Consider the following 18,674-nt stretch of genomic DNA (forward strand, 5'->3'; position numbering starts at 1 on the left):
TCTGACATCCTAGTTGTTATCGGGATTGGGGGATCTTACCTTGGAGCACGAATGGCCATTGATTTCTTACACAATACCTTCTACCAAGCTCAAAAGGCAGCTGATCGGAAGTTCCCTCTGGTTCTGTTTGCTGGTAACTCTTTGAGTTCGACTTACGTTCATGACTTGATTGAATTGATTGGAGATAAGGATTTCTCTGTGAATATTGTTTCCAAGTCTGGAACCACGACTGAACCTTCAATTGCTTTCCGGATTTTCAAGAACCTCTTAATCAAGAAGTACGGTGAAGAAGAAGCTAATCAGCGGATCTACGCTACTACGGATAAGGCTAAGGGGGCTTTGAAGACCGAAGCGGATGCCCATGGGTACGAAAGTTTCGTTATTCAAGACGGTATCGGTGGTCGTTACTCGGTCCTCTCACCAGTTGGTCTGTTGCCAATTGCCGTTTCGGGCGGGGATATCGATCAATTAATGGCTGGTGCAGCTCAAGCGGAAAAGGACTACACTGATCCAAAGTTGGAAAACAACGAGGCTTACCAATACGCAGCCTATCGGAACATCCTTTACCGGAAGGGCTACGAAACTGAATTGCTTGAAAACTATGAACCAAACATGACCATGTTTGCCGAATGGTGGAAGCAATTAGCTGGTGAATCCGAAGGGAAGGATCACAAGGGCATTTACCCATCCAGTGCTAACTTCACTACGGACTTACACTCTTTGGGTCAATACATCCAAGAAGGTCGCCGTTTCTTGATGGAAACCGTGGTTAAGCTCGATAAGCCCAACTATGACGTGGAAATCCCAAGCGAACCAGATAATCTGGATGGGTTAGGTTACTTGGAAGGCAAGACGATGGACTTTGCGAACACTAAGGCTTACGAAGCGGTAGTCGCCGCTCATACTGCAGGTGGCGTTCCGGTAATGACGGTTCACATTCCAGAAGAAAATGAATACACGCTGGGTTACCTGATCTACTTCTTTGAAGTGGCGATAGCAATATCTGGTTACCTCAACGGGATTAACCCATTTAATCAACCAGGGGTTGAAGCATATAAGGTAAACATGTTTGGACTTCTCGGCAAACCAGGATACGAAGAAGTCGGCAAGAAGTTGCGGGCGGAAATGGACGAGGATAAGTAATGAATCGTCATCAATTAATTAAGCAGCGCCAGCGCGTTCAGTTGCGAGTTGCTGTTTGGTGTGTATTAACAATTTGTTTTGCAATCTTAAATCTAATTAAGGTCTTGCCATTTCTTCAATGGATTGTTTGGTTAGCTGCCTTATATACGTTGATTTTGATTGTAATTTGGATTTGTTTAACGATTCTACTATTCAAAAAATAATTAAAACAGGCTCCAGAGTTCGAAATTTTCGCGCTTGGGAGCCTGCTTTTGTGTTACTTTAATTTTGGACGCTTTCTTGTACTAGTCCATTGAAGAAGTGTTTTACTGAAACTTGACCACCATGGTTGGCCTTACCATTGATGATTTTCATTTCATTATGGACATTCTTATATTCGAAGAGGTTATTAGCATATTCAAGAATAATGTCATTTTCTGGATAATCGAGGCACATGTGAGCAAGGTTATTCAACCCTGTCTTAAGGTCGCGGCGAATCCGCTGGAGAATGATTTTTTTACCATGATCGTCACAACGGAAGATTTCGTGAAAACTAACCTGTTCAAAAGTCACCTCTTGTTCAATCATCACATTAATGATCCGGGTGATATCTTGCGCTCCAGAACCGTTAGTAATTCCCAAAAAACGCATAATTGATTTAACGTTTTCTTTCTCCTTACTCTTAAAGTTGACGTTAATTGTGTTGTGGTTAGCAGCGCCACTGACTAGATCGAGGATTTGTAACATACGATGGGACATATTGATGTTTTCGCCAATGAGCTTGATAATCGTCTTGACCTCAGCAACGTTCAATGGTTTCTCAATACAAAAATCAACACCAGCATTATAAGCATTCGTGCGTCCAGTAGGATCAAAAGCCTGACTAACCATGATAAAGTGAGGGTGATGGTTACTTTGTTGAATCCGTTTAATTAAATCGATTCCATTAATTTGAGAAAGTGATGGATTGACAAACATTACATCAATACTCAGGCGGATAACATCTTCAAACGCTTGCTCAGGATTAAAGGTTGTCCCAACAACTGAATTATTAAAGTCGTTTTCGATAATATCTTTGAGAAGTGATGTAGCGTTATTATCATCATCAACGATGTAGAAATTCATTTTAACACCTCGACTATTTTTGAATCATCTTGAGTTTATTTGAAGCTAAGTGGAAAGTCAATAATAATACAACCAATATTGAATATTAAGAATAGTGATTAATAAAACACTTGTGAAATGTATATTATTAGCTTGAATAATGTTTGAATGATGATGGATCCGCTTTCTTTAAATGTATATTTTAGTTGATTGTGAAAATGAAATTAATTTTTTAATGGATCTTCTTGAAGTAAAATGAGTTTTTTTGAAAGTGCTTACTATCATATATACCGTAAAGAATTTCAAGGAGGAATTTTAATTATGGCATTCAATTTACGTAACCGTAGTTTTTTAACACTTTCAGACTTTAACAAGCGTGAAATGGAATACATGCTTAATCTTGCTGAAGATTTAAAGAAGGCTAAGTACTCTGGTACTGAAGGTAAGAACCTTGAAGGTAAGAACATTGCCTTAATCTTCGAAAAGAGTTCAACCCGTACTCGTTGCTCATTCGAAGTTGGTGCTAAGGATGAAGGTGCACACGTAACTTACCTTGGCCCATCAGGTTCACACATTGGTCACAAGGAATCTGTTAAGGATACTGCCCGTGTTCTTGGTGGTATGTTTGATGGTATTGAATACCGTGGTTTCTCACAACGTAATGTTGAAACTTTGGCTAAGTACTCCGGTGTTCCAGTTTGGAACGGTTTGACTGACGAAGATCACCCAACACAAGTATTGGCTGACTTCTTAACTGCCCATGAAGTATTGAAGAAGCCTTACGAACAAATTAAGTTTGCCTTCGTTGGTGATGGTCAAGACAACGTATCTAACGCTTTGATGTTAGGTGCTGCCGTTATGGGTATGGAATACCACGTTGTAACTCCTAAGGAATTGAACCCAACTAAGGAAGTTCTTGACAAGGCTAATGCTATTGCTGCCGAAACTGGCGCTAAGATCGTTGTTTCAAACGACGTTAAGGAAGGCGTTAAGGGCATGGATGTTATCTATGCTGATGTTTGGGTATCAATGGGTGAATCAGATGACATGTGGGAAAAGCGGATCAAGCTTCTCAAGCCTTACCAAGTTACTAAGGAAGTTATGGACGCTACTGAAAACCCTAACGCTATCTTCGAACACTGTCTTCCAGCATTCCACAACCTTGATACTGAAGTAGGTAAGGAAATCTACAAGAAGTTCGGTCTTAAGGAAATGGAAGTTACTGACGAAGTCTTCGAAAGCAAGCGTTCAGTTGTATTCCGTGAAGCTGAAAACCGGATGCACACTATCAAGGCTGTTATGGTTGCAACCTTAGGTGAACAAAACTAAGGAGGGCGCTTTAAATGGCTAAAGTAGTTGTTGCCTTGGGTGGTAACGCCCTTGGCAAGTCTCCTGAAGAACAATTAAAGTTAGTTAAGAACACTGCTTCTTCTTTAATTGGTTTGATCGAAGCTGGTAATCAAGTTGTTATCAGCCATGGTAATGGGCCTCAAGTAGGTGCCATTAATCTTGGAATGAATTTTGCCGCTGAAAATGGTAAGACCGCAGCCTTCCCATTCCCCGAATGTGGTGCAATGAGTCAAGGTTACATTGGGTACCACTTACAACAAAGCTTTCAAAATGAATTGCACCGTCGTTGGATGAACAAGAATGTAGCAACTATTGTTACTCAAATTGCTGTTGATCCTAAAGACCCTGCATTCCAAAATCCTTCTAAGCCTGTTGGTGACTTTTACACTAAGGAACAAGCCGAACAGATTGAAAAGGAAAAGGGCTACACTTTCAAAGAAGATGCTGGTCGTGGATACCGTCAGGTTGTTCCTTCCCCACTTCCACAAAAGATTATGGAATTGAACAGTATTAAGACCTTGATTGAAAACGGTGATCTTGTTATTGCTGGTGGTGGTGGCGGTGTTCCCGTTATCATGACTGACGATGGCCTCCAAGGTGTTCCAGCGGTTATCGATAAGGATCGCTCTAGCGCCTTGCTCGCTGACAAGATTAATGCTGATACTTTGATCATCTTAACTGCTGTTGACTACGTATACGTAAACTACGGTAAGCCAGATGAAAAGGCTTTGAAGACATTGAATGTTGCCGAAGCTCAAAAGTACATGGATGAAAAGCAATTTGCCGCTGGTAGTATGCTTCCTAAGATTGAAGCTTGCTTATCCTTTGTTAAGGGTCATCCAGAACGAAAAGCTTTGATCACCTCACTTAACGGCTTGGACGATGCACTTGCTGGTAAGGTTGGTACTGTTATCAGTGATAACTAATCAAGAGATGTTTTTCTCAAAAAAAGAACCATTCAGGAATTCCTGAATGGTTCTTTTTTGATCGAATTATGGAGCGAGACAGAAGTCATTTGAGTTATACCCCATTATTCTTCGGGCTTATCGTCTACTTTGACCGTGTAGTTATCGGCTTGGTCTTCATTATACCTAACAAGAAGGATTTGTTGATCCTTATCTTTAATTAAGTTCTCAAGAGATTCATCAGTCTTTAGCTCAGGCTTTTCCTTAATAATTTTATCCAGGACTTCTTTAGAGAAGGAGAACTCTGGCTTGATTGCAGTATCGCCATTTAAGACATCAATTGTTTCATCATAAGAGAGAACTTTTAGTTCACGAGCTGAACGATCAGCATCAGGTTGGTGAAGAACATCTGGGTTATTTTTAAGATCCTCGCGAAAACCATTTTCATCATATGGATAACCATCTTCTGTCATGAATGAATTACCTCCTATTTTTACTTACTAGTATTTTTTTGATGGGGACGAACATTAATTGCACAAACCGCGACAATAACTAAAATTGAACCAATAATATCAGCACCAGTTAGATAAAGGTGGAAGACTAACACCGAACCAACTGTTGCGGAGAGTGGTTCGAAAGCATCCATTAGGCTAAAGGTGGTTGCATCGATATACTTTAGCGAAGTGTTTGCTAAGTAGAAGGGGATGATTGTTCCAATAATCAGGATACTTGCACAATCAATCCAGACGCTTGGAACATTTGGGATTGCGGGTTGTTGGGGATGAATGGCTAAGAGGACGATTCCAGCAAAGAGGAGTCCCCAGGCTGTAACATTAAGGGCAGGAACCCGACCACTCTTTAACATTTTTTGAGGGATTAAGGTGTTCGTTGCTACTCCAATTGCCGAAATGAAGCCCCAAAAGAGGACAGCTGGAGTAACGGCCAAATGATTTAAATGACCGTGAGTAGCAATAATAAAGACCCCTAAGAATGCAATAATCGCGCAAATAATTTCAATTCGTCGTGGTGGTTCGTGCCGGAATACTGCTAAGTAAGCGATGATAAAGAACGGTCCAATAAATTGCAGGATCGTTGCAATTGATGCATTTCCCTTCTGTACAGCCATGAAATAGGCAAACTGAACGGGAACTAAACCAATAACCCCATAGGCGAAGATTACCCAAGTATCATGGAGGTTATGAAAAATTCCAAATGGGTGGTTACCCAATAGCTTACTGATTACAATCATAAGCAATCCACCGAAAATTAGCCGCCACTGGGTTAGCCACAGTGAGGTAATTGATGGACTAACATTAAAAAGTGCCTTGGCAAACAAGCCGGAAATTCCCCAAAAAGTGGTTGCAGTAATTACCATGGCAAGGCCAAGAGCTTTTTTATTTGAATTCATTGATAAATTACCCTTTCCTTAAAATACACACTATTTTATTTTAGCATGAAATATTTAGAGAAAGGCTAATTATTGCGAGAAGAGTTGGACATCCCCACTGCAAATTCAATGATAGCTTTTTTGTAATTCAATGATATTTTGAGTGTGGAGTTGTGCTCTATGATTTGAGATTTTAAACTAACTTTTGCTAAGAAATACCTAGTGGTGGAGAATTGCGGTAAAATGGTAGTAGCGATATTATGAGGGGGATCCATATGGTTAAGGCATTTAAACTCCATGTTAAATTAAGCTGGGGCGAGGAGAGAGATTACCTATTAGCAAATGACGTTGAGCCTGGTTTGGAGCATCGTTATCAAACAAGAGAGAACTGGCAAGAGGTTATGCGGAATGCCTTGATTAATGTTCCGGTTGGCCCATATATTAAGGGAAATCGGGTGCTCCCCCCAATTGCGACGGCTAAAGTAATTGATGTATTTGCTTGTGAGGAGGTAGATCCACAGTTGCAACGGACACGTAGTCAGTTCATTATGGCAGCGGTTTGGCAAAAGCAAACTGATGAGCAGGACTATAATTTTATGCATCATGATTATTCAAGGTGGTCACAGCGACAAATCAAAGCAGATGTTGACCATTGGAATAATGGAACCAAGCATCCTTGGATTAACTTAATGACAAAGTGGCGAATTTGGTTACAAGAACACCGTCATTAGGGTAGTTATTTAAGTTTATTTGCAGAAAATAGTTGACTAATTAATGATCCCCGTGTATATTATTATTGTTATCTTATTGGGCATTCGCCAAACTGGTAAGGCAGTGGACTCTGAATCCATAATTTACTGGTTCGAGACCAGTATGCCCAATTTATTGAGGCCCCGCAGTGTTCGGGGCCTTTTTATTTTATAATGTATAAGTATTTATTTCTTGGTAAAATATTCTGAGAGACTGAGGAGAAGAGAAAATGGCAAGTAATTCTGATTCGATTTATTATGTATTAACCAAGATTAAACATCACCCAGAACTAGTAGTTGGCGAAAAAGCACAATATATTAATACCATTTCGATTTTTATCAAGGATTCATTAAAAATCGCTGATGCTTCTTTTTATTTTCCGGATAATCGTTTAATGGTAAACCGGCTTTCGTATGATTTCGTAGCTAAAAATGGTGATTTGTTAGAAGGATTTTTTGCCAAAACACATGCGGATAAACAAAACTATCACGATGTTTGGGCAACAACTTCGCATGTTCCCCAGTTGAGAGTCTATTTGTTAGAGTTATCGTTTGAATAAATGATTGACAATCAGGACGAAAATCTGTATACTACTCTTGTATTGTTATTGCCCGCTGGTCAAATTGGTTAAGACGTCGCCCTCTCAAGGCGGAGTTACGGGTTCGATCCCCGTGCGGGTGATTTTTTAGTTTTAAATAGTTTTCGATGGCGCTTAAACATTGATATAAAGGTGTTTGAAAACTGACTAAAACTGATTTTTATAAGAAATTGAGTCAAAATAAATCAGTTAGCATGACATAAAAGGGTCCCCTTACTTATTGGGGGCTCTTTTTTATTTTCAGGTTAAACAATTATTTTAATAAAAAGGATTAAGAATCTAGCTCAAACATGTTACACTAAGATAGTGTGATTTTTAAATTTTGAAAAATAAATGGTGTTTTAATTATGAATTTGAAAAATGTACTTATAATTGTTGGGATAATTGCTTTAATTTTGTTGATTATCCAGTATGTTGGTCAAGTTAAGCGGATGCGTCGGGGGGACACGTTTGTTAGCCGTGGACGGGCATTCGTTAACTGGTTGTTGTTGTTTATTATTATTGGAAGTATCGGTGGGACCGTTTATGCGGATCATCACTCAAAGTCGGATTCTGAGGATATAACCGAGACGAAGGCAATCACTAATGATAACGATGAAGAAGCAGACGAGGTCTACATCAACTTCGATAAGAAGAAAGCTCAGTTAAACAGTGATGGTGTTGCGCCGATGAAGATTATTGTTTCACCGAACACAAAGGTGAAGATTGTTGGCCATGATACTGGGAAGGTTTATAAGACCTTTAAGCCAAAGAAGAGCGATGGCCCGGTAACACTTAAGTATGACTTTGAATACGCTGCGAAGTATGATATTATCGCTACTCGTGGTAGCAAGAAGCTTAAGAAGACAATTACGATTAAGGATCAAGATGATAGTTCTTCATCTTCCTCATCTAGTGTTACTAGTTCTAGCTCTTCAAGTTCGTCTAGTTCATCATCTAGTCACAGTTCATCACACTCATCAAGCAGCAGTGCTGATAATAGTGGTAGCAGTAACCGTGGTGGAAATAGTAACTCAGGAACTTCATATAATGGTGGTGGAAGTAGTTACCATGGTGGCTATACTCCATCTCACCAATACACTGGTGGCGGTAATGGTGGTGGTCACTCAAGCAGTAGTGCTCCGATCAGTAACCAGCCAACAATTAGTACGCAACCAACAATTGGTGATCAATAATATTACTAAATAAAACTCAGGAATTCGCGTGGACGAGTTACCTGAGTTTTACTTTTTTAAATTTAAATCTTAATCGTTGCTTTTTCTTATTAAGATCGTTATTATGAAATAGTTATGCACCTAATGATTCTGTACCTAACGATAGGAGATGAAAAGATGATTACTGATAATGAAGTTTTTCCCCGTTTGTTTGGACTGATCAGGCAGATGCACAATTTATCGATGAAAAATGCCAAAACTTCGGGGATGTTTCTTGGTCGAGGACGGATTATTCATATTTTAGCGCTAAGCGATCGTTCTTTATCGCAACGTGAGCTCGCGGATATGGCCAAGGTTAAGCCCGGCTCCTTGAGCGAAGTCCTTGAGCGTCTTGAGCGAGATAACCTTGTTAAACGAGAACGACTTGCTAATGATCGGCGGATAATTCATGTTCGGTTGACGGCCAAGGGAAGAGAAAGCTATGAAAAGATTGTGGAAGAACGACATCGCTTTGGTAGTCAGCTTCTTGCAGGAATTAACCAGAACGACCTGGAAAGTTTTATTAAAGTAATAAATATGATGGGGGAAAATCTTCATCACTACTATGGAGATCAATTACCAAAAGATGGAAAAGAGGGTGAACAATTTGATCAAAATTGCTAAAAATAACCTTGTCAAATGGGCAACGACCTTAGCAGTCCTGTTCTTATTGGTTCAGGTAGCTTGTGACCTATATTTACCAACGATCACGTCTGATCTAGTGAATAAGGGGATTGTTAGACAGGATCTTGGTTATATTTGGCATGCTGGTGTTTTAATGTTAATCATTGCCGGAGTTGGAGTGGTTGCCGCTGCGGGGAACGTTTACTTTGCGGCAACCCAGTCAATGCAAGTTGGTGAAAAGCTGCGGAAACAAATATTTAGCCACGTAATGAAGTTTTCTAGCCGGGATATGAGTAAATTTGGTGATTCATCATTGATTACCCGATCAACAAATGATATCGTGCAGATTCAAAATGTGATGATGCAGGTTTTGCGGATGATGCTTCAATCGCCAATTATGTTAGTTGCTGCCTGTGTTTTGGCGTATGTTCGGGAGCCACGGTTAACAAAGGTTTTCCTAATTAGTTTGCCAATTTTGGCGGTAGTTGTTGGGCTTGTGATGTACTTTGCAGTGCCGTTATTTAAGAGTATCCAGTTTAAAACAGACCGGATTAACCTTATATTCCGTGAAGGACTTACTGGGGTACGGGTAATTCGAGCATTTCGTCAAGATAATCGTGAACAGGAACGATTTAAAAAGGCTAACGCTGACTATACTAATACAGCGATTAAGGCTTTTACATTAGTATCCTTCCTGTTTCCCGTAATGACCTTAATTCTGAGCTTAACTAATGTTGGAATTATCTTGTTAGGGAGTCACTTGATTGCTGATATGACGATGCAAGTCGGTAACCTAATCGCCTTTATGACTTATGCTACTCAAATTATGATTAGCTTTATGATGCTCTCGATGGTCTTCGTATTCGTTCCCCGGGCTTCAGCATCTGCTGCACGGGTAAACGCTGTTTTGGAACATCAACCAAGTGTTGAAGATCTTCCTAAAGCAGAACAAGAACATCTTTTAAAGGATCACCCAGCTTCATTGAGCTTTGATCATGTTAATTTCCGCTATACTGGCGCTGAACGACTAGCGTTAGAGAACCTTAATTTTAAGGTAAAAGCTGGTCAGACTCTAGCGATTATTGGGGGGACTGGTTCTGGAAAATCGACACTGGTGAACTTAATTCCCCGTCTTTTTAATATTGAGAGTGGTGAAATTAAAGTTGATGGGGTACAAATTGAAAAGCTCAGTCAGAAGGAATTGCACTCCGTAATTTCGATTACGCAGCAAAAGGCAATTCTTTTTACGGGAACAATTCGTTCAAACCTTCAATTTGGGAACCCACGTGCAACGGAAAAGGAAATGTGGCACGCTCTGGAGATTGCTAAAGCAGCTGACTTTGTTAAGGAAGCGGGCGGACTAGATGCCAAGGTTGAACAATCAGGAAGTAACTTTTCTGGTGGTCAACGTCAACGGTTAGCGATTGCTCGAACAATTATTAAGCCTGCTTCAATTTACATCTTTGATGACTCATTCTCTGCTCTTGACTTCAAGACTGATGCTGAATTACGGCAAGCCTTGAGGAAAGATCAGCAGGTTCAAAGTGCAGTGAGTGTAATCGTTGCTCAACGGGTTTCAACTGTTGCTGATGCTGATCTAATTATTGTGTTGGATGACGGAAAGGTTGTTGGTCAAGGAACTCATGAGCAATTGATCAAGAATAATCCAGTATATCAAGAAATTGTTTACTCACAAATTGAAAAGGGGGATGATCAGAATGCATAATGGACCACGCGGAAGGTTAAAAAAGGCCCAACACTTTTGGCCAACAACCAAGCGTCTGTTTGCTTACTTGAAGCCGTGGTGGATTGGAGTAACTGTATCAATCATTATGGCGATCGTCTCTGTTATTTTATCAATTCTTGCACCAAAGATTTTAGGTGAAGCCACTACAATTATTTATGATGGAATAATGCGTGGCTATGCTGAGATGAAACACGGGATCCACTTGACAAGCCTCCCAATTGACTTTCACCGGATCTTCCAAATCGGTTTAATCGTTATCTTGTTGTATGTTTTCTCGGGGTTATTTAGTTTTGCCCAACAAATTATCATGACGCGGATTTCTCAGAAGGTTGTGTATAATCTTCGTGAAGATTTGAAAGAAAAAATGGGACGGGTTCCGGTTAAGTTTTATGATACCCATAGCAACGGTGATATTATGAGCCGAATGGTGAATGATATGGATAACATTGCGGGGACACTTCAGCAGAGTTTAATTCAAATTATAACGAGTATTATAACTTTCGTTGGGGTCCTAATCCTGATGATTACGATTAGTTGGAAGTTAACCTTAGTTGCATTGATTACTCTTCCTCTAAGTGCATTGATTGTTGCTTTTGTTGCGCCGACAGCTCAGCGTCTTTTCAGTAATCAACAAGCGGAACTAGGGGAAATTAATGGACAAGTTGAAGAAGTTTATGCTGGTCATACAATTGTAAAAACCTTTAATAAGGAAAAGGACGAAGAAAAAACATTTGCTAAGAAGAACCACAATTATTACGAGGCTGCCTGGAAGGCCCAGTTCTTCTCAATCTTGATTTTTCCACTAATGAACTTTGTCCGGAATTTAGGTTATTTGATGGTTGCTGTTGTGGGAGCAATTGAGGTAATCCATGGACAGATTACTCTTGGTAATGTTCAAGCATTCCTTCAATATACTAATCAGTTTTCACAACCGATTACCCAGATTGCCAACTTAAGTAGTACGATTCAACAAACGATTGCTTCCGCAGAACGGATCTTTGAAGTGCTGGATGCTCCTGAATTACTTCCTTCTGATGCGGATCCCACCCCAATTGATGAAAAACCGTTACCAAAGATTGAGTTTGCTAATGTAGATTTTAGTTATACTGATGAACCATTAATTAAAAACTTTAACCTTAAGGCAATGCCAAACGAGATGGTAGCGATTGTAGGCCCTACTGGTGCTGGAAAGACAACGATTATTAACCTCTTGGAACGGTTTTACGAGGCTAAAGGTGGTAAGATTTATCTCGATGGACAGGATACTAAGTCGATGTCACGGGATAAGTTACGAAGTCATATAGCGATGGTTCTTCAGGACACTTGGCTGTTTACGGGAACGATTTTTGATAACATTAAATATGGGCGAAATAATGCTAGTGATGATGAAGTTTATCGAGCTGCTAAACTGGCTCATGCGGATAATTTTATTCGGGAACTTCCGGATGGGTATAACACCATTTTGGATGAATCAGCTTCTAATATTTCACAGGGGCAACGACAATTATTAACGATTGCCCGTGCTTTCTTGGCGAACCCTGAAATCCTAATTCTTGATGAGGCGACTAGTTCCGTTGATACGCGGACTGAAGAGTTGATCCAAGAAGCAATGGATGAATTACAGAAGGGACGGACAAGCTTTGTTGTTGCTCACCGGTTATCGACAATTCGTAATGCTGATAAGATTATTGTCCTTAATCACGGTCACATCCTTGAAACTGGGAATCATGAATCATTAATGAAGAAGAATGGTTTCTATGCGGATCTTTATAATAGTCAGTTCGTGGGAAATAGTTTATAGGGTAATTAAAAGATATTTAAAGAAAATCGTTCAGTTTTCACTAAGATGACTGGACGATTTTTTGATTGAATTATTATTGCGGTACAATAGGTTGCATTAATAATATGGAGGAAATAATTAATGAAGCAACAGTATCAAAAAACAATTGCTGGCTTAAATGCAATGGTGGATCAGGAAATTGTGCCGGGAATCAGTTATGTTCTCTTTGATCATGATCAGGAATACCGAAAAGTGAAGGGGCTAGCGGAAGTTCGGCCTGACAAGGAACAGTTGCGTGTGGGAATGCAATACGATCTAGCATCCTTGACAAAGGTGATCGGGACAGTGCCGGTAATTGCGATGGCGCTTCAAACAGGTGAATTAACGCTCAATGATCCTGTACAGAAATATTTAGCGGAGTTTAGTGATCCTCGTCCAACGATTCGCCACCTTTTAACCCATACATCAGGAATTTGTGGTTATATTCCCCATCGTGACGAATTATCGGCAACCGAATTAAAACGGGCTTATTTGACACATCAGCACGTTGATGAGAGTTTTAACAGACAAATTAGATATGCAGATGTCAATTTCTTGTACCTCGGCTGGATTGCAGAAAAAATTTTTAAAAAGCCGATCCAACAGTTAATTACCGAGAAAGTATTAGAACCCTTAAAAATGGTGGGGGCCACCTTTAAGCCTTTTCTTCCCAATACGGTTCCTACTGAAATTCAACCGCAGCGGGGGTTGATTCGAGGAGTAGCTCATGATCCAAAAGCTTACATTCTTGGCGAAAAATGTGGTTGTGCTGGATTATTTGCGAGTTTGGATGACCTAGTGATGTATAGCAGGGCATTGATTGAAACCAATCTGAATGACCTATTAGAAGTAAAAATAATTGACCAAATGTTTAAAGATCAAACGTTAATTCCCGGAGAACATAGTCGTTCCCTAGGGTGGAAGTTACTTCATGCAACTAATGATCGTCATTTGATAATTAGTCATACTGGTTTTACGGGAACGTGGTTAATCCTTGATAAGAAGGAAGACCAGGGGATGATTGTCTTAACAAATCGGGTTCATCCGCATGCGAAAAATGATGATTATTTATGGGCGCGAGATCAACTTTTTGCAACGTACCTTCATGAGAAGGAAAACGCTTAATTAATTTCAAAAAACTTTGTGAAATTATTATTCAACTTTATGCAATCTTATTGAACAAAATATGTATTTTACGGAGGTTAATTGCATATAAATTTGTATAATTTTAGTCAAAATTCATCTAGGAGTTTAATTGCACAAATCCGCGTAAAACTGATTTGACAACGGTTTCAAAAGTGACTATTATTATACACGTAATCAAATGAAAGCACACAAAAGGAGTGAGTGTATATGCAAAGCCCAATTCACGTAACGTCTGAAATTGGTAAGCTTAAGACAGTTATGCTTCATCGACCTGGTCATGAAATTGAAAATGTCTACCCAGACATTCTTCACCGCATGCTTGTTGATGACATTCCATATCTGCCAATCGCACAAGAAGAACATGATTACTTTGCTAAGACTTTAAGGGACCAAGGAGTCGAAGTGCTTTACTTCGCTAAATTGGCTGCTGAAGCTTTGGCAGATGATCAAGTAAAGGATGAATTCCTTGAAAAGATGTTGGCAGAATCTGGTCATGCTACTGGTGCTGTTCATGACGCTTTGAAGGAATATTTGCTTAGCATGGATACTCAAGCAATGGTTGACAAGATTATTGCTGGGGTACGGAAGGATGAAATTCAGACTAAGTTCGTTTCACTTGCTGAAATGGCTGAAGATGCTGACTACCCATTCTTCATGGATCCAATGCCAAACGCATACTTCACTCGTGACCCACAAGCCTCAATCGGTGATGGGATTACCATCAACCATATGACGTTTAAGGCTCGTCAACGTGAATCACTGTTCACTGAATACATCATCAAGCACAATCCTCGGTTCGCTAACAAGGGTGTTCATGTATGGCGTGATCGTTACCATGACACTCGGGTTGAAGGTGGGGATGAATTAGTTCTTTCCGACCACGTATTTGCCATTGGTCTTTCACAACGTACTTCAGCAGATGCTATCACTGATATTGCACGGAATTTGTTCAAGGACTCCAACTACGATACTGTGGTTGCTATCCACATTCCACATAACCACGCTATGATGCACCTTGACACGGTCTTCACAATGATTAACTATGATCAATTTACTGTTCATCCGCAAATCATGGATGGTGGTAAGATTGACACTTACATTCTCCACCCAGGTAAGGATGGCGAAATTGAAATTCAACACCGTACAGACCTTCAAAAGGTTCTTGAAGAAGTACAGGATAAGCCAGAAATTGACTTGATTCCTACTGGTAATGGTGACCCAATCGTTGCTCCACGTGAACAATGGAACGATGGTTCTAACACGTTAACAATTGCACCAGGTGAAGTTGTTACATACGACCGTAACTATGTATCTAATGATTTGCTGCGGAAGCACGGAATTCTCGTTCATGAGGTTCGTTCAAGTGAATTGTCTCGTGGTCGTGGTGGTCCACGTTGCATGTCCTGCCCAATTGTACGTGAAGATCTTAAAAACTGATTAGTTTGAAAAGCAGCAGATGCACTTTAAAACTGATTTGAAAGTTCAGTGGTAAGTGTTTTAGCTGCTTTTATTGTACTAAAACAGCATTGTTGTATAATAAAATTGTTAAATTGTAATTAGGGGTGAACGAGGATGAATCGTAAAGCGCGACGAAAGGTGATCGAACAATTAGTTAGTGATCACAAGATCGAGACCCAGGATGAATTGCTGGATTTATTAACCCAACAGGGGATTGATACGACTCAAGCGACGATTTCTCGTGATATTCATGCGCTTAATATTGTTAAGGCTAACGATGGCGATGGTCATACCTATTATGTGCAGCTGCAGCTGAAACCAGAACATGATTTTAGTAGGCTTTATGCGGGAATCCGTGATAATGTTCGAACAATCGAAACCGTGCAATTTATCAATGTTGTAAAGACAGCGTTGAACTCAAGTTACGCAACAATTCTTGGCGGAATGTTTGACGAATTAGATATTCCTGAAGTTGTGGGGACAATTGCGGGTAATGATACGTTAATTATCATTAGCAAGAATAATAGTGATGCACGTGTAATTTACAATTTAATAATGAAACATATTAGCTCACATTTAGACTAAAGGGGTGTAAAGATGGAAAATGAAAAGAAAGGAATCGGTAAGGGTGAATTAATTGCCCTAATCGTTAGTTCCTGTATTGGTACTGGTATCTTTGGTATTACCAGTGATGTTTCAGCCGCTGCTGCACCGGGTCCTGCCTTATTGTCATGGATCTTTGTTGGTATCGGCTTCTTAATGTTAGTTCTGTCACTGAACAACTTATCTGAAAAGCGTCCAGACTTAACGGCTGGGATTTTCTCTTACGCAGGTGCTGGTTTTGGACCAATGGGTGAATTTATTTCTGGTTGGTCATACTGGCTTTCTGCTTGGCTTGGTAACATTGCCTTTGCGACAATGTTGATGAGCTCAATTGGTACTTTCTTCCCAACTTTCAAGGGTGGTCAAAATCTACCATCAATCATTGTTGCAATTGTTTTCTGCTGGCTTTTGACAATCCTTGTTAACAATGGTGTGGAAAGTGCTTCCTTTGTTAATATGATTGGTACCATCTGCAAGGTTTTACCACTTGTTATCTTCATTATTATCATGATAGTTTGCTTCAAGGCCGGAATGTTCACTGCTGACTTCTGGGGCCGTGTTGCTAATAATGCCTCAAAGGGAACCACTACTGGTTCTGTTTGGGAACAAATGAAGGGTACTTTGATGACACTGATTTGGGTATTTATCGGTGTTGAAGGTGCTTCTGTTATGGCCAGCCGTGCTAAGTCATTGACTGCTGCTCGTGAAGCTTCACTTATTAGTTTTGGTCTCTTAGTTGTTATCTATGTATTGATTTCAATCTTGCCTTACGGTGCATTGGATCGGGCACAATTGGCTTCGATGGGTCAACCAGCTATTGGTCATGTCCTTCAAGCTACTGTTGGTACTTGGGGATCAGTTTTGATTAACGTTGGTTTGATTATTTCAACTATTGTTTCATGGTTATCATGGACTATGCTACCAGCTGAAACTACAATGTTGGTTGCCGATGATAAGGCAATGCCGAAGATTTGGGGAAAGGTCAATTCAAGAAACGCACCAACTGCTTCCTTGATGATTACTGCTGTATTGCAAACAATCTTCCTTTTTTCACTTCTTTTCACTGAAAAGGCATATGAATTTGCATACTCACTTTGTTCTGCTGCTATTCTATTCTCCTACTTATTCGTTGGTCTTTACCAAATGAAGTACAGTTCAGCACATAAGGAATGGGGTCAATTCATAATTGGTTTACTTTCAGCCGCATTCATGTTTGCATGTATGTTCTTAGCTGGCTGGCAAGAAGTATTACTTGTTTCCATCAGTTTCATCCCTGGTTTCATTATTTACTACCTTGCTTGCCGTGAAAACGACCGCAAGATGTCAACCGCTGAAAAATGGGTTATGGTATTAATTCTTATTTTGAGTGTTGTTGCTATTTGGCTTGTTGCCAATGGTACAATTGTTGTTGGTTAATGTGTTATAATAATCGAATAAAAAAACAAGTGAGGTGATTAAGGTGAAGGAAAAGAAGTTAAATCTATTCCTCTTAATCACCTTAATTGTTGGAACAATAATCGGCGGTGGTATCTTTAACAGTCCCACCGACCTTATTTTAAAGGCAAACCCATTAGCTGCGTTTATTGCTTGGCTAATTGGTGGAGTTGGGATCTTAATGTTAGCGTTAGTCTTTTACAAGCTAACGATCGTTAAACCTGACCTTAATGGTGGTATTTATACCTATGCAAAAGAAGGTTTTGGTAACTATGTTGGCTTTAATTCCTTTTGGGGTTATTGGTTAGGGGCAATTTTTGGTAATATTGCCTTTATTTCCTTATTTTTCAAAACCTTGAATAGTATGTTGCCATATCCACTATCACCTTTGGGGTGCTTTATCGGTGGCTCGATCATTCTTTGGGTTTACACTTGGATTGGTTGGCGGGGTGTGCGAAAAGTCAGTATCCTAAATGCTGTAATTACCATTACTAAAGTGTTGCCGTTAATTCTTGTAATCATTATTGGAATTGTTTTATTCCAACCACATGTCTTTAGTGTCCCACAATGGTCACATGTATTGGTATCGACTGGTCGACCAGAGAGCCTTTCACACCAAATTGGACAGGCAATGAGTACGATTGTGTGGTGCTTTGTCGGAATCGAAGCAGCGGTTTCAATGTCACGACGGGCGAAAAAACATTCAGAGGTTGGCTTAGCAACGGTGATTAGCTTCGTCATTGTCTGGTGTCTATACGTTCTTGTTTCATTGCTACCAATGGGAATTATTCCGGCACACGAATTGAGTACTTCTTCTGTGCCTTTAGCAACTGTCCTTAGTAAAAGTGTAATTGGCATTTGGGGAGCCTTGATCATCAAAGTGGGATTATTGATTTCTCTTCTGGGAGCCCTGTTAAGTTGGTTCATGATTGGCCCAGAGATTGCTTACGTTACAAGTATGGATGGAGCAATGCCGAAGCCGTTTAGGGAGGTTAATCGGCATAATGTTCCGGGATTTGCCTTAATTGTCTATACTTTAATCATGCAGGTTATTTTAATTGTTTTGCTTTTACCACAATTACAAACTGCATATACAATTGCTTATACGTTAGCTACCACAACAACGTTAGTAGCTTACTTATTGTCCTCCTTGTACGGGCTTAAGTTAGCGTTTAAGGAGTCCTATAGCGCGGGCTTCAAATTAGTTGCTTTGGTTGCTTCAGCATATGCAATCTATACACTATTTGCTACGGGAATTGAATATGCTTTTGCAAGTGCAATTATCTTTGCATTGGGGATTCCGGTTTATTTATTAGCCGCTCCAAAAATGAGAAGGTTTGAAAAAGCGATTGCGTTAGTTATTGGTGTGGCAGGGATCCTTGCTATTGTAATGATTATCCGTGGTGGAATTAATTTTTAATAGCAAAAAGGGAC

18 protein-coding genes and 2 tRNA genes are annotated in these 18,674 nt (G+C 39.9%); 17 read left to right on the forward strand and 3 right to left on the reverse strand.

All coding sequences use genetic code 11. The features are described from left to right. Together H5R64_RS04210 and H5R64_RS04215 are read left to right on the forward strand one after the other, a co-directional pair. Positions 1-1,143: glucose-6-phosphate isomerase (locus H5R64_RS04210; protein ID WP_182582921.1), on the forward strand; the 1,143-nt coding region annotated here is incomplete at its 5' end. Then, the gene (locus tag H5R64_RS04215; protein WP_182580661.1) at positions 1,143-1,346 is read left to right on the forward strand and encodes a hypothetical protein; all 204 of its coding nucleotides are present in this window, start codon (positions 1,143-1,145) and stop codon (positions 1,344-1,346) included. The genes H5R64_RS04210 and H5R64_RS04215, both read left to right, overlap by 1 nt. Positions 1,347-1,404: 58 nt before the next feature. On the opposite strand, the gene H5R64_RS04220 is transcribed toward H5R64_RS04215, so the two are convergent. Then, complete coding sequence (locus H5R64_RS04220; protein ID WP_182580660.1) at positions 1,405-2,247, reverse strand: DNA-binding domain-containing protein; 843 nt, start codon at positions 2,245-2,247, stop codon at positions 1,405-1,407. 300 nt (positions 2,248-2,547) lie between these two features. Between H5R64_RS04220 and argF the strand changes: the two genes are divergently transcribed. Together argF and arcC are read left to right on the forward strand one after the other, a co-directional pair. Beyond that, positions 2,548-3,555, forward strand: coding sequence for an ornithine carbamoyltransferase (gene argF / locus H5R64_RS04225; RefSeq protein ID WP_182580659.1), 1,008 nt, complete (start codon positions 2,548-2,550; stop codon positions 3,553-3,555). A gap of 14 nt (positions 3,556-3,569) precedes the next feature. Next, the gene (gene arcC / locus H5R64_RS04230) at positions 3,570-4,502 is read left to right on the forward strand and encodes a carbamate kinase (RefSeq protein WP_182582923.1); all 933 of its coding nucleotides are present in this window, start codon (positions 3,570-3,572) and stop codon (positions 4,500-4,502) included. A gap of 104 nt (positions 4,503-4,606) precedes the next feature. Here arcC and H5R64_RS04235 read toward each other — a convergent pair whose 3' ends face one another. Both H5R64_RS04235 and H5R64_RS04240 read right to left on the reverse strand, forming a co-directional pair. Beyond that, positions 4,607-4,954 carry a hypothetical protein gene (locus H5R64_RS04235; RefSeq protein WP_182580657.1) on the reverse strand — a complete coding sequence of 116 codons (348 nt, stop codon included), beginning with the start codon at positions 4,952-4,954 and terminating at the stop codon, positions 4,607-4,609. Positions 4,955-4,974: 20 nt separating this feature from the next. Beyond that, positions 4,975-5,889: an EamA family transporter gene (locus H5R64_RS04240; RefSeq protein WP_182580656.1), complete on the reverse strand. Its 915-nt coding sequence runs from the start codon at positions 5,887-5,889 to the stop codon at positions 4,975-4,977. Between the two features lie 254 nt (positions 5,890-6,143). Here H5R64_RS04240 and H5R64_RS04245 point away from each other — a divergent pair, with 254 nt between their 5' ends. The 13 genes from H5R64_RS04245 to H5R64_RS04305 all read left to right on the forward strand — a co-directional run bounded on the left by H5R64_RS04245 (position 6,144) and on the right by H5R64_RS04305 (position 18,660). Then, positions 6,144-6,599, forward strand: coding sequence for a DUF7679 family protein (locus tag H5R64_RS04245; protein WP_182582924.1), 456 nt, complete (start codon positions 6,144-6,146; stop codon positions 6,597-6,599). Between the two features lie 77 nt (positions 6,600-6,676). Further along, positions 6,677-6,749 (forward strand) — tRNA-Gln (locus H5R64_RS04250). Positions 6,750-6,847: 98 nt separating this feature from the next. Further along, on the forward strand, positions 6,848-7,177 hold the full coding sequence (locus H5R64_RS04255) for a hypothetical protein (protein WP_182580654.1): 330 nt from the start codon (positions 6,848-6,850) through the stop codon (positions 7,175-7,177). Between the two features lie 49 nt (positions 7,178-7,226). Beyond that, positions 7,227-7,299: transfer RNA gene (locus H5R64_RS04260), tRNA-Glu, on the forward strand. A gap of 264 nt (positions 7,300-7,563) precedes the next feature. Further along, positions 7,564-8,391 (forward strand): hypothetical protein, encoded by an 828-nt coding sequence (locus H5R64_RS04265; RefSeq protein ID WP_182580653.1) that lies wholly within the window; start codon positions 7,564-7,566, stop codon positions 8,389-8,391. A gap of 156 nt (positions 8,392-8,547) precedes the next feature. Then, on the forward strand, positions 8,548-9,033 hold the full coding sequence (locus tag H5R64_RS04270; protein WP_182580652.1) for a MarR family winged helix-turn-helix transcriptional regulator: 486 nt from the start codon (positions 8,548-8,550) through the stop codon (positions 9,031-9,033). Continuing rightward, on the forward strand, positions 9,017-10,759 hold the full coding sequence (locus tag H5R64_RS04275; RefSeq protein WP_182580651.1) for an ABC transporter ATP-binding protein: 1,743 nt from the start codon (positions 9,017-9,019) through the stop codon (positions 10,757-10,759). Before H5R64_RS04270 ends, H5R64_RS04275 begins: the two co-directional genes overlap by 17 nt. Continuing rightward, entirely contained in the window at positions 10,752-12,581 is a 1,830-nt protein-coding gene (locus H5R64_RS04280) for an ABC transporter ATP-binding protein (protein WP_372456593.1), read from the forward strand. Before H5R64_RS04275 ends, H5R64_RS04280 begins: the two co-directional genes overlap by 8 nt. Positions 12,582-12,701: 120 nt before the next feature. After that, positions 12,702-13,724: a serine hydrolase domain-containing protein gene (locus H5R64_RS04285; RefSeq protein ID WP_182582926.1), complete on the forward strand. Its 1,023-nt coding sequence runs from the start codon at positions 12,702-12,704 to the stop codon at positions 13,722-13,724. Positions 13,725-13,952: 228 nt separating this feature from the next. Further along, positions 13,953-15,182, forward strand: coding sequence for an arginine deiminase (gene arcA / locus H5R64_RS04290; protein ID WP_182582928.1), 1,230 nt, complete (start codon positions 13,953-13,955; stop codon positions 15,180-15,182). A 135-nt stretch (positions 15,183-15,317) separates the two neighbouring features. Continuing rightward, positions 15,318-15,788, forward strand: coding sequence for an arginine repressor (locus tag H5R64_RS04295; RefSeq protein WP_182580647.1), 471 nt, complete (start codon positions 15,318-15,320; stop codon positions 15,786-15,788). Between the two features lie 12 nt (positions 15,789-15,800). Next, a complete protein-coding gene (locus H5R64_RS04300) occupies positions 15,801-17,222 on the forward strand; it encodes a basic amino acid/polyamine antiporter (protein ID WP_182580646.1) in 1,422 nt (473 codons plus the stop codon). A gap of 43 nt (positions 17,223-17,265) precedes the next feature. Then, positions 17,266-18,660 carry an amino acid permease gene (locus tag H5R64_RS04305; RefSeq protein WP_231797905.1) on the forward strand — a complete coding sequence of 465 codons (1,395 nt, stop codon included), beginning with the start codon at positions 17,266-17,268 and terminating at the stop codon, positions 18,658-18,660. Positions 18,661-18,674 lie beyond the last annotated feature (14 nt).

The sequence above is a fragment of the Limosilactobacillus fastidiosus genome (genome assembly GCF_014145505.1).
Lineage (GTDB): Bacteria > Bacillota > Bacilli > Lactobacillales > Lactobacillaceae > Limosilactobacillus > Limosilactobacillus fastidiosus.

Excerpts from the sequence above, each read along its gene's own strand:
- argF (WP_182580659.1), top strand. The coding sequence starts at position 2,548 with ATGGCATTCAATTTACGTAACCGTAGTTTTTTAACACTTTCAGACTTT.
- H5R64_RS04265 (WP_182580653.1), top strand. The coding sequence starts at position 7,564 with ATGAATTTGAAAAATGTACTTATAATTGTTGGGATAATTGCTTTAATT.
- H5R64_RS04235 (WP_182580657.1), bottom strand. The coding sequence starts at position 4,954 with ATGACAGAAGATGGTTATCCATATGATGAAAATGGTTTTCGCGAGGAT.
- H5R64_RS04220 (WP_182580660.1), bottom strand. The coding sequence starts at position 2,247 with ATGAATTTCTACATCGTTGATGATGATAATAACGCTACATCACTTCTC.
- H5R64_RS04245 (WP_182582924.1), top strand. The coding sequence starts at position 6,144 with ATGGTTAAGGCATTTAAACTCCATGTTAAATTAAGCTGGGGCGAGGAG.
- H5R64_RS04215 (WP_182580661.1), top strand. The coding sequence starts at position 1,143 with ATGAATCGTCATCAATTAATTAAGCAGCGCCAGCGCGTTCAGTTGCGA.
- H5R64_RS04240 (WP_182580656.1), bottom strand. The coding sequence starts at position 5,889 with ATGAATTCAAATAAAAAAGCTCTTGGCCTTGCCATGGTAATTACTGCA.
- arcC (WP_182582923.1), top strand. The coding sequence starts at position 3,570 with ATGGCTAAAGTAGTTGTTGCCTTGGGTGGTAACGCCCTTGGCAAGTCT.
- H5R64_RS04255 (WP_182580654.1), top strand. The coding sequence starts at position 6,848 with ATGGCAAGTAATTCTGATTCGATTTATTATGTATTAACCAAGATTAAA.
- H5R64_RS04295 (WP_182580647.1), top strand. The coding sequence starts at position 15,318 with ATGAATCGTAAAGCGCGACGAAAGGTGATCGAACAATTAGTTAGTGAT.
- H5R64_RS04285 (WP_182582926.1), top strand. The coding sequence starts at position 12,702 with ATGAAGCAACAGTATCAAAAAACAATTGCTGGCTTAAATGCAATGGTG.
- H5R64_RS04270 (WP_182580652.1), top strand. The coding sequence starts at position 8,548 with ATGATTACTGATAATGAAGTTTTTCCCCGTTTGTTTGGACTGATCAGG.
- H5R64_RS04280 (WP_372456593.1), top strand. The coding sequence starts at position 10,752 with ATGCATAATGGACCACGCGGAAGGTTAAAAAAGGCCCAACACTTTTGG.
- arcA (WP_182582928.1), top strand. The coding sequence starts at position 13,953 with ATGCAAAGCCCAATTCACGTAACGTCTGAAATTGGTAAGCTTAAGACA.
- H5R64_RS04300 (WP_182580646.1), top strand. The coding sequence starts at position 15,801 with ATGGAAAATGAAAAGAAAGGAATCGGTAAGGGTGAATTAATTGCCCTA.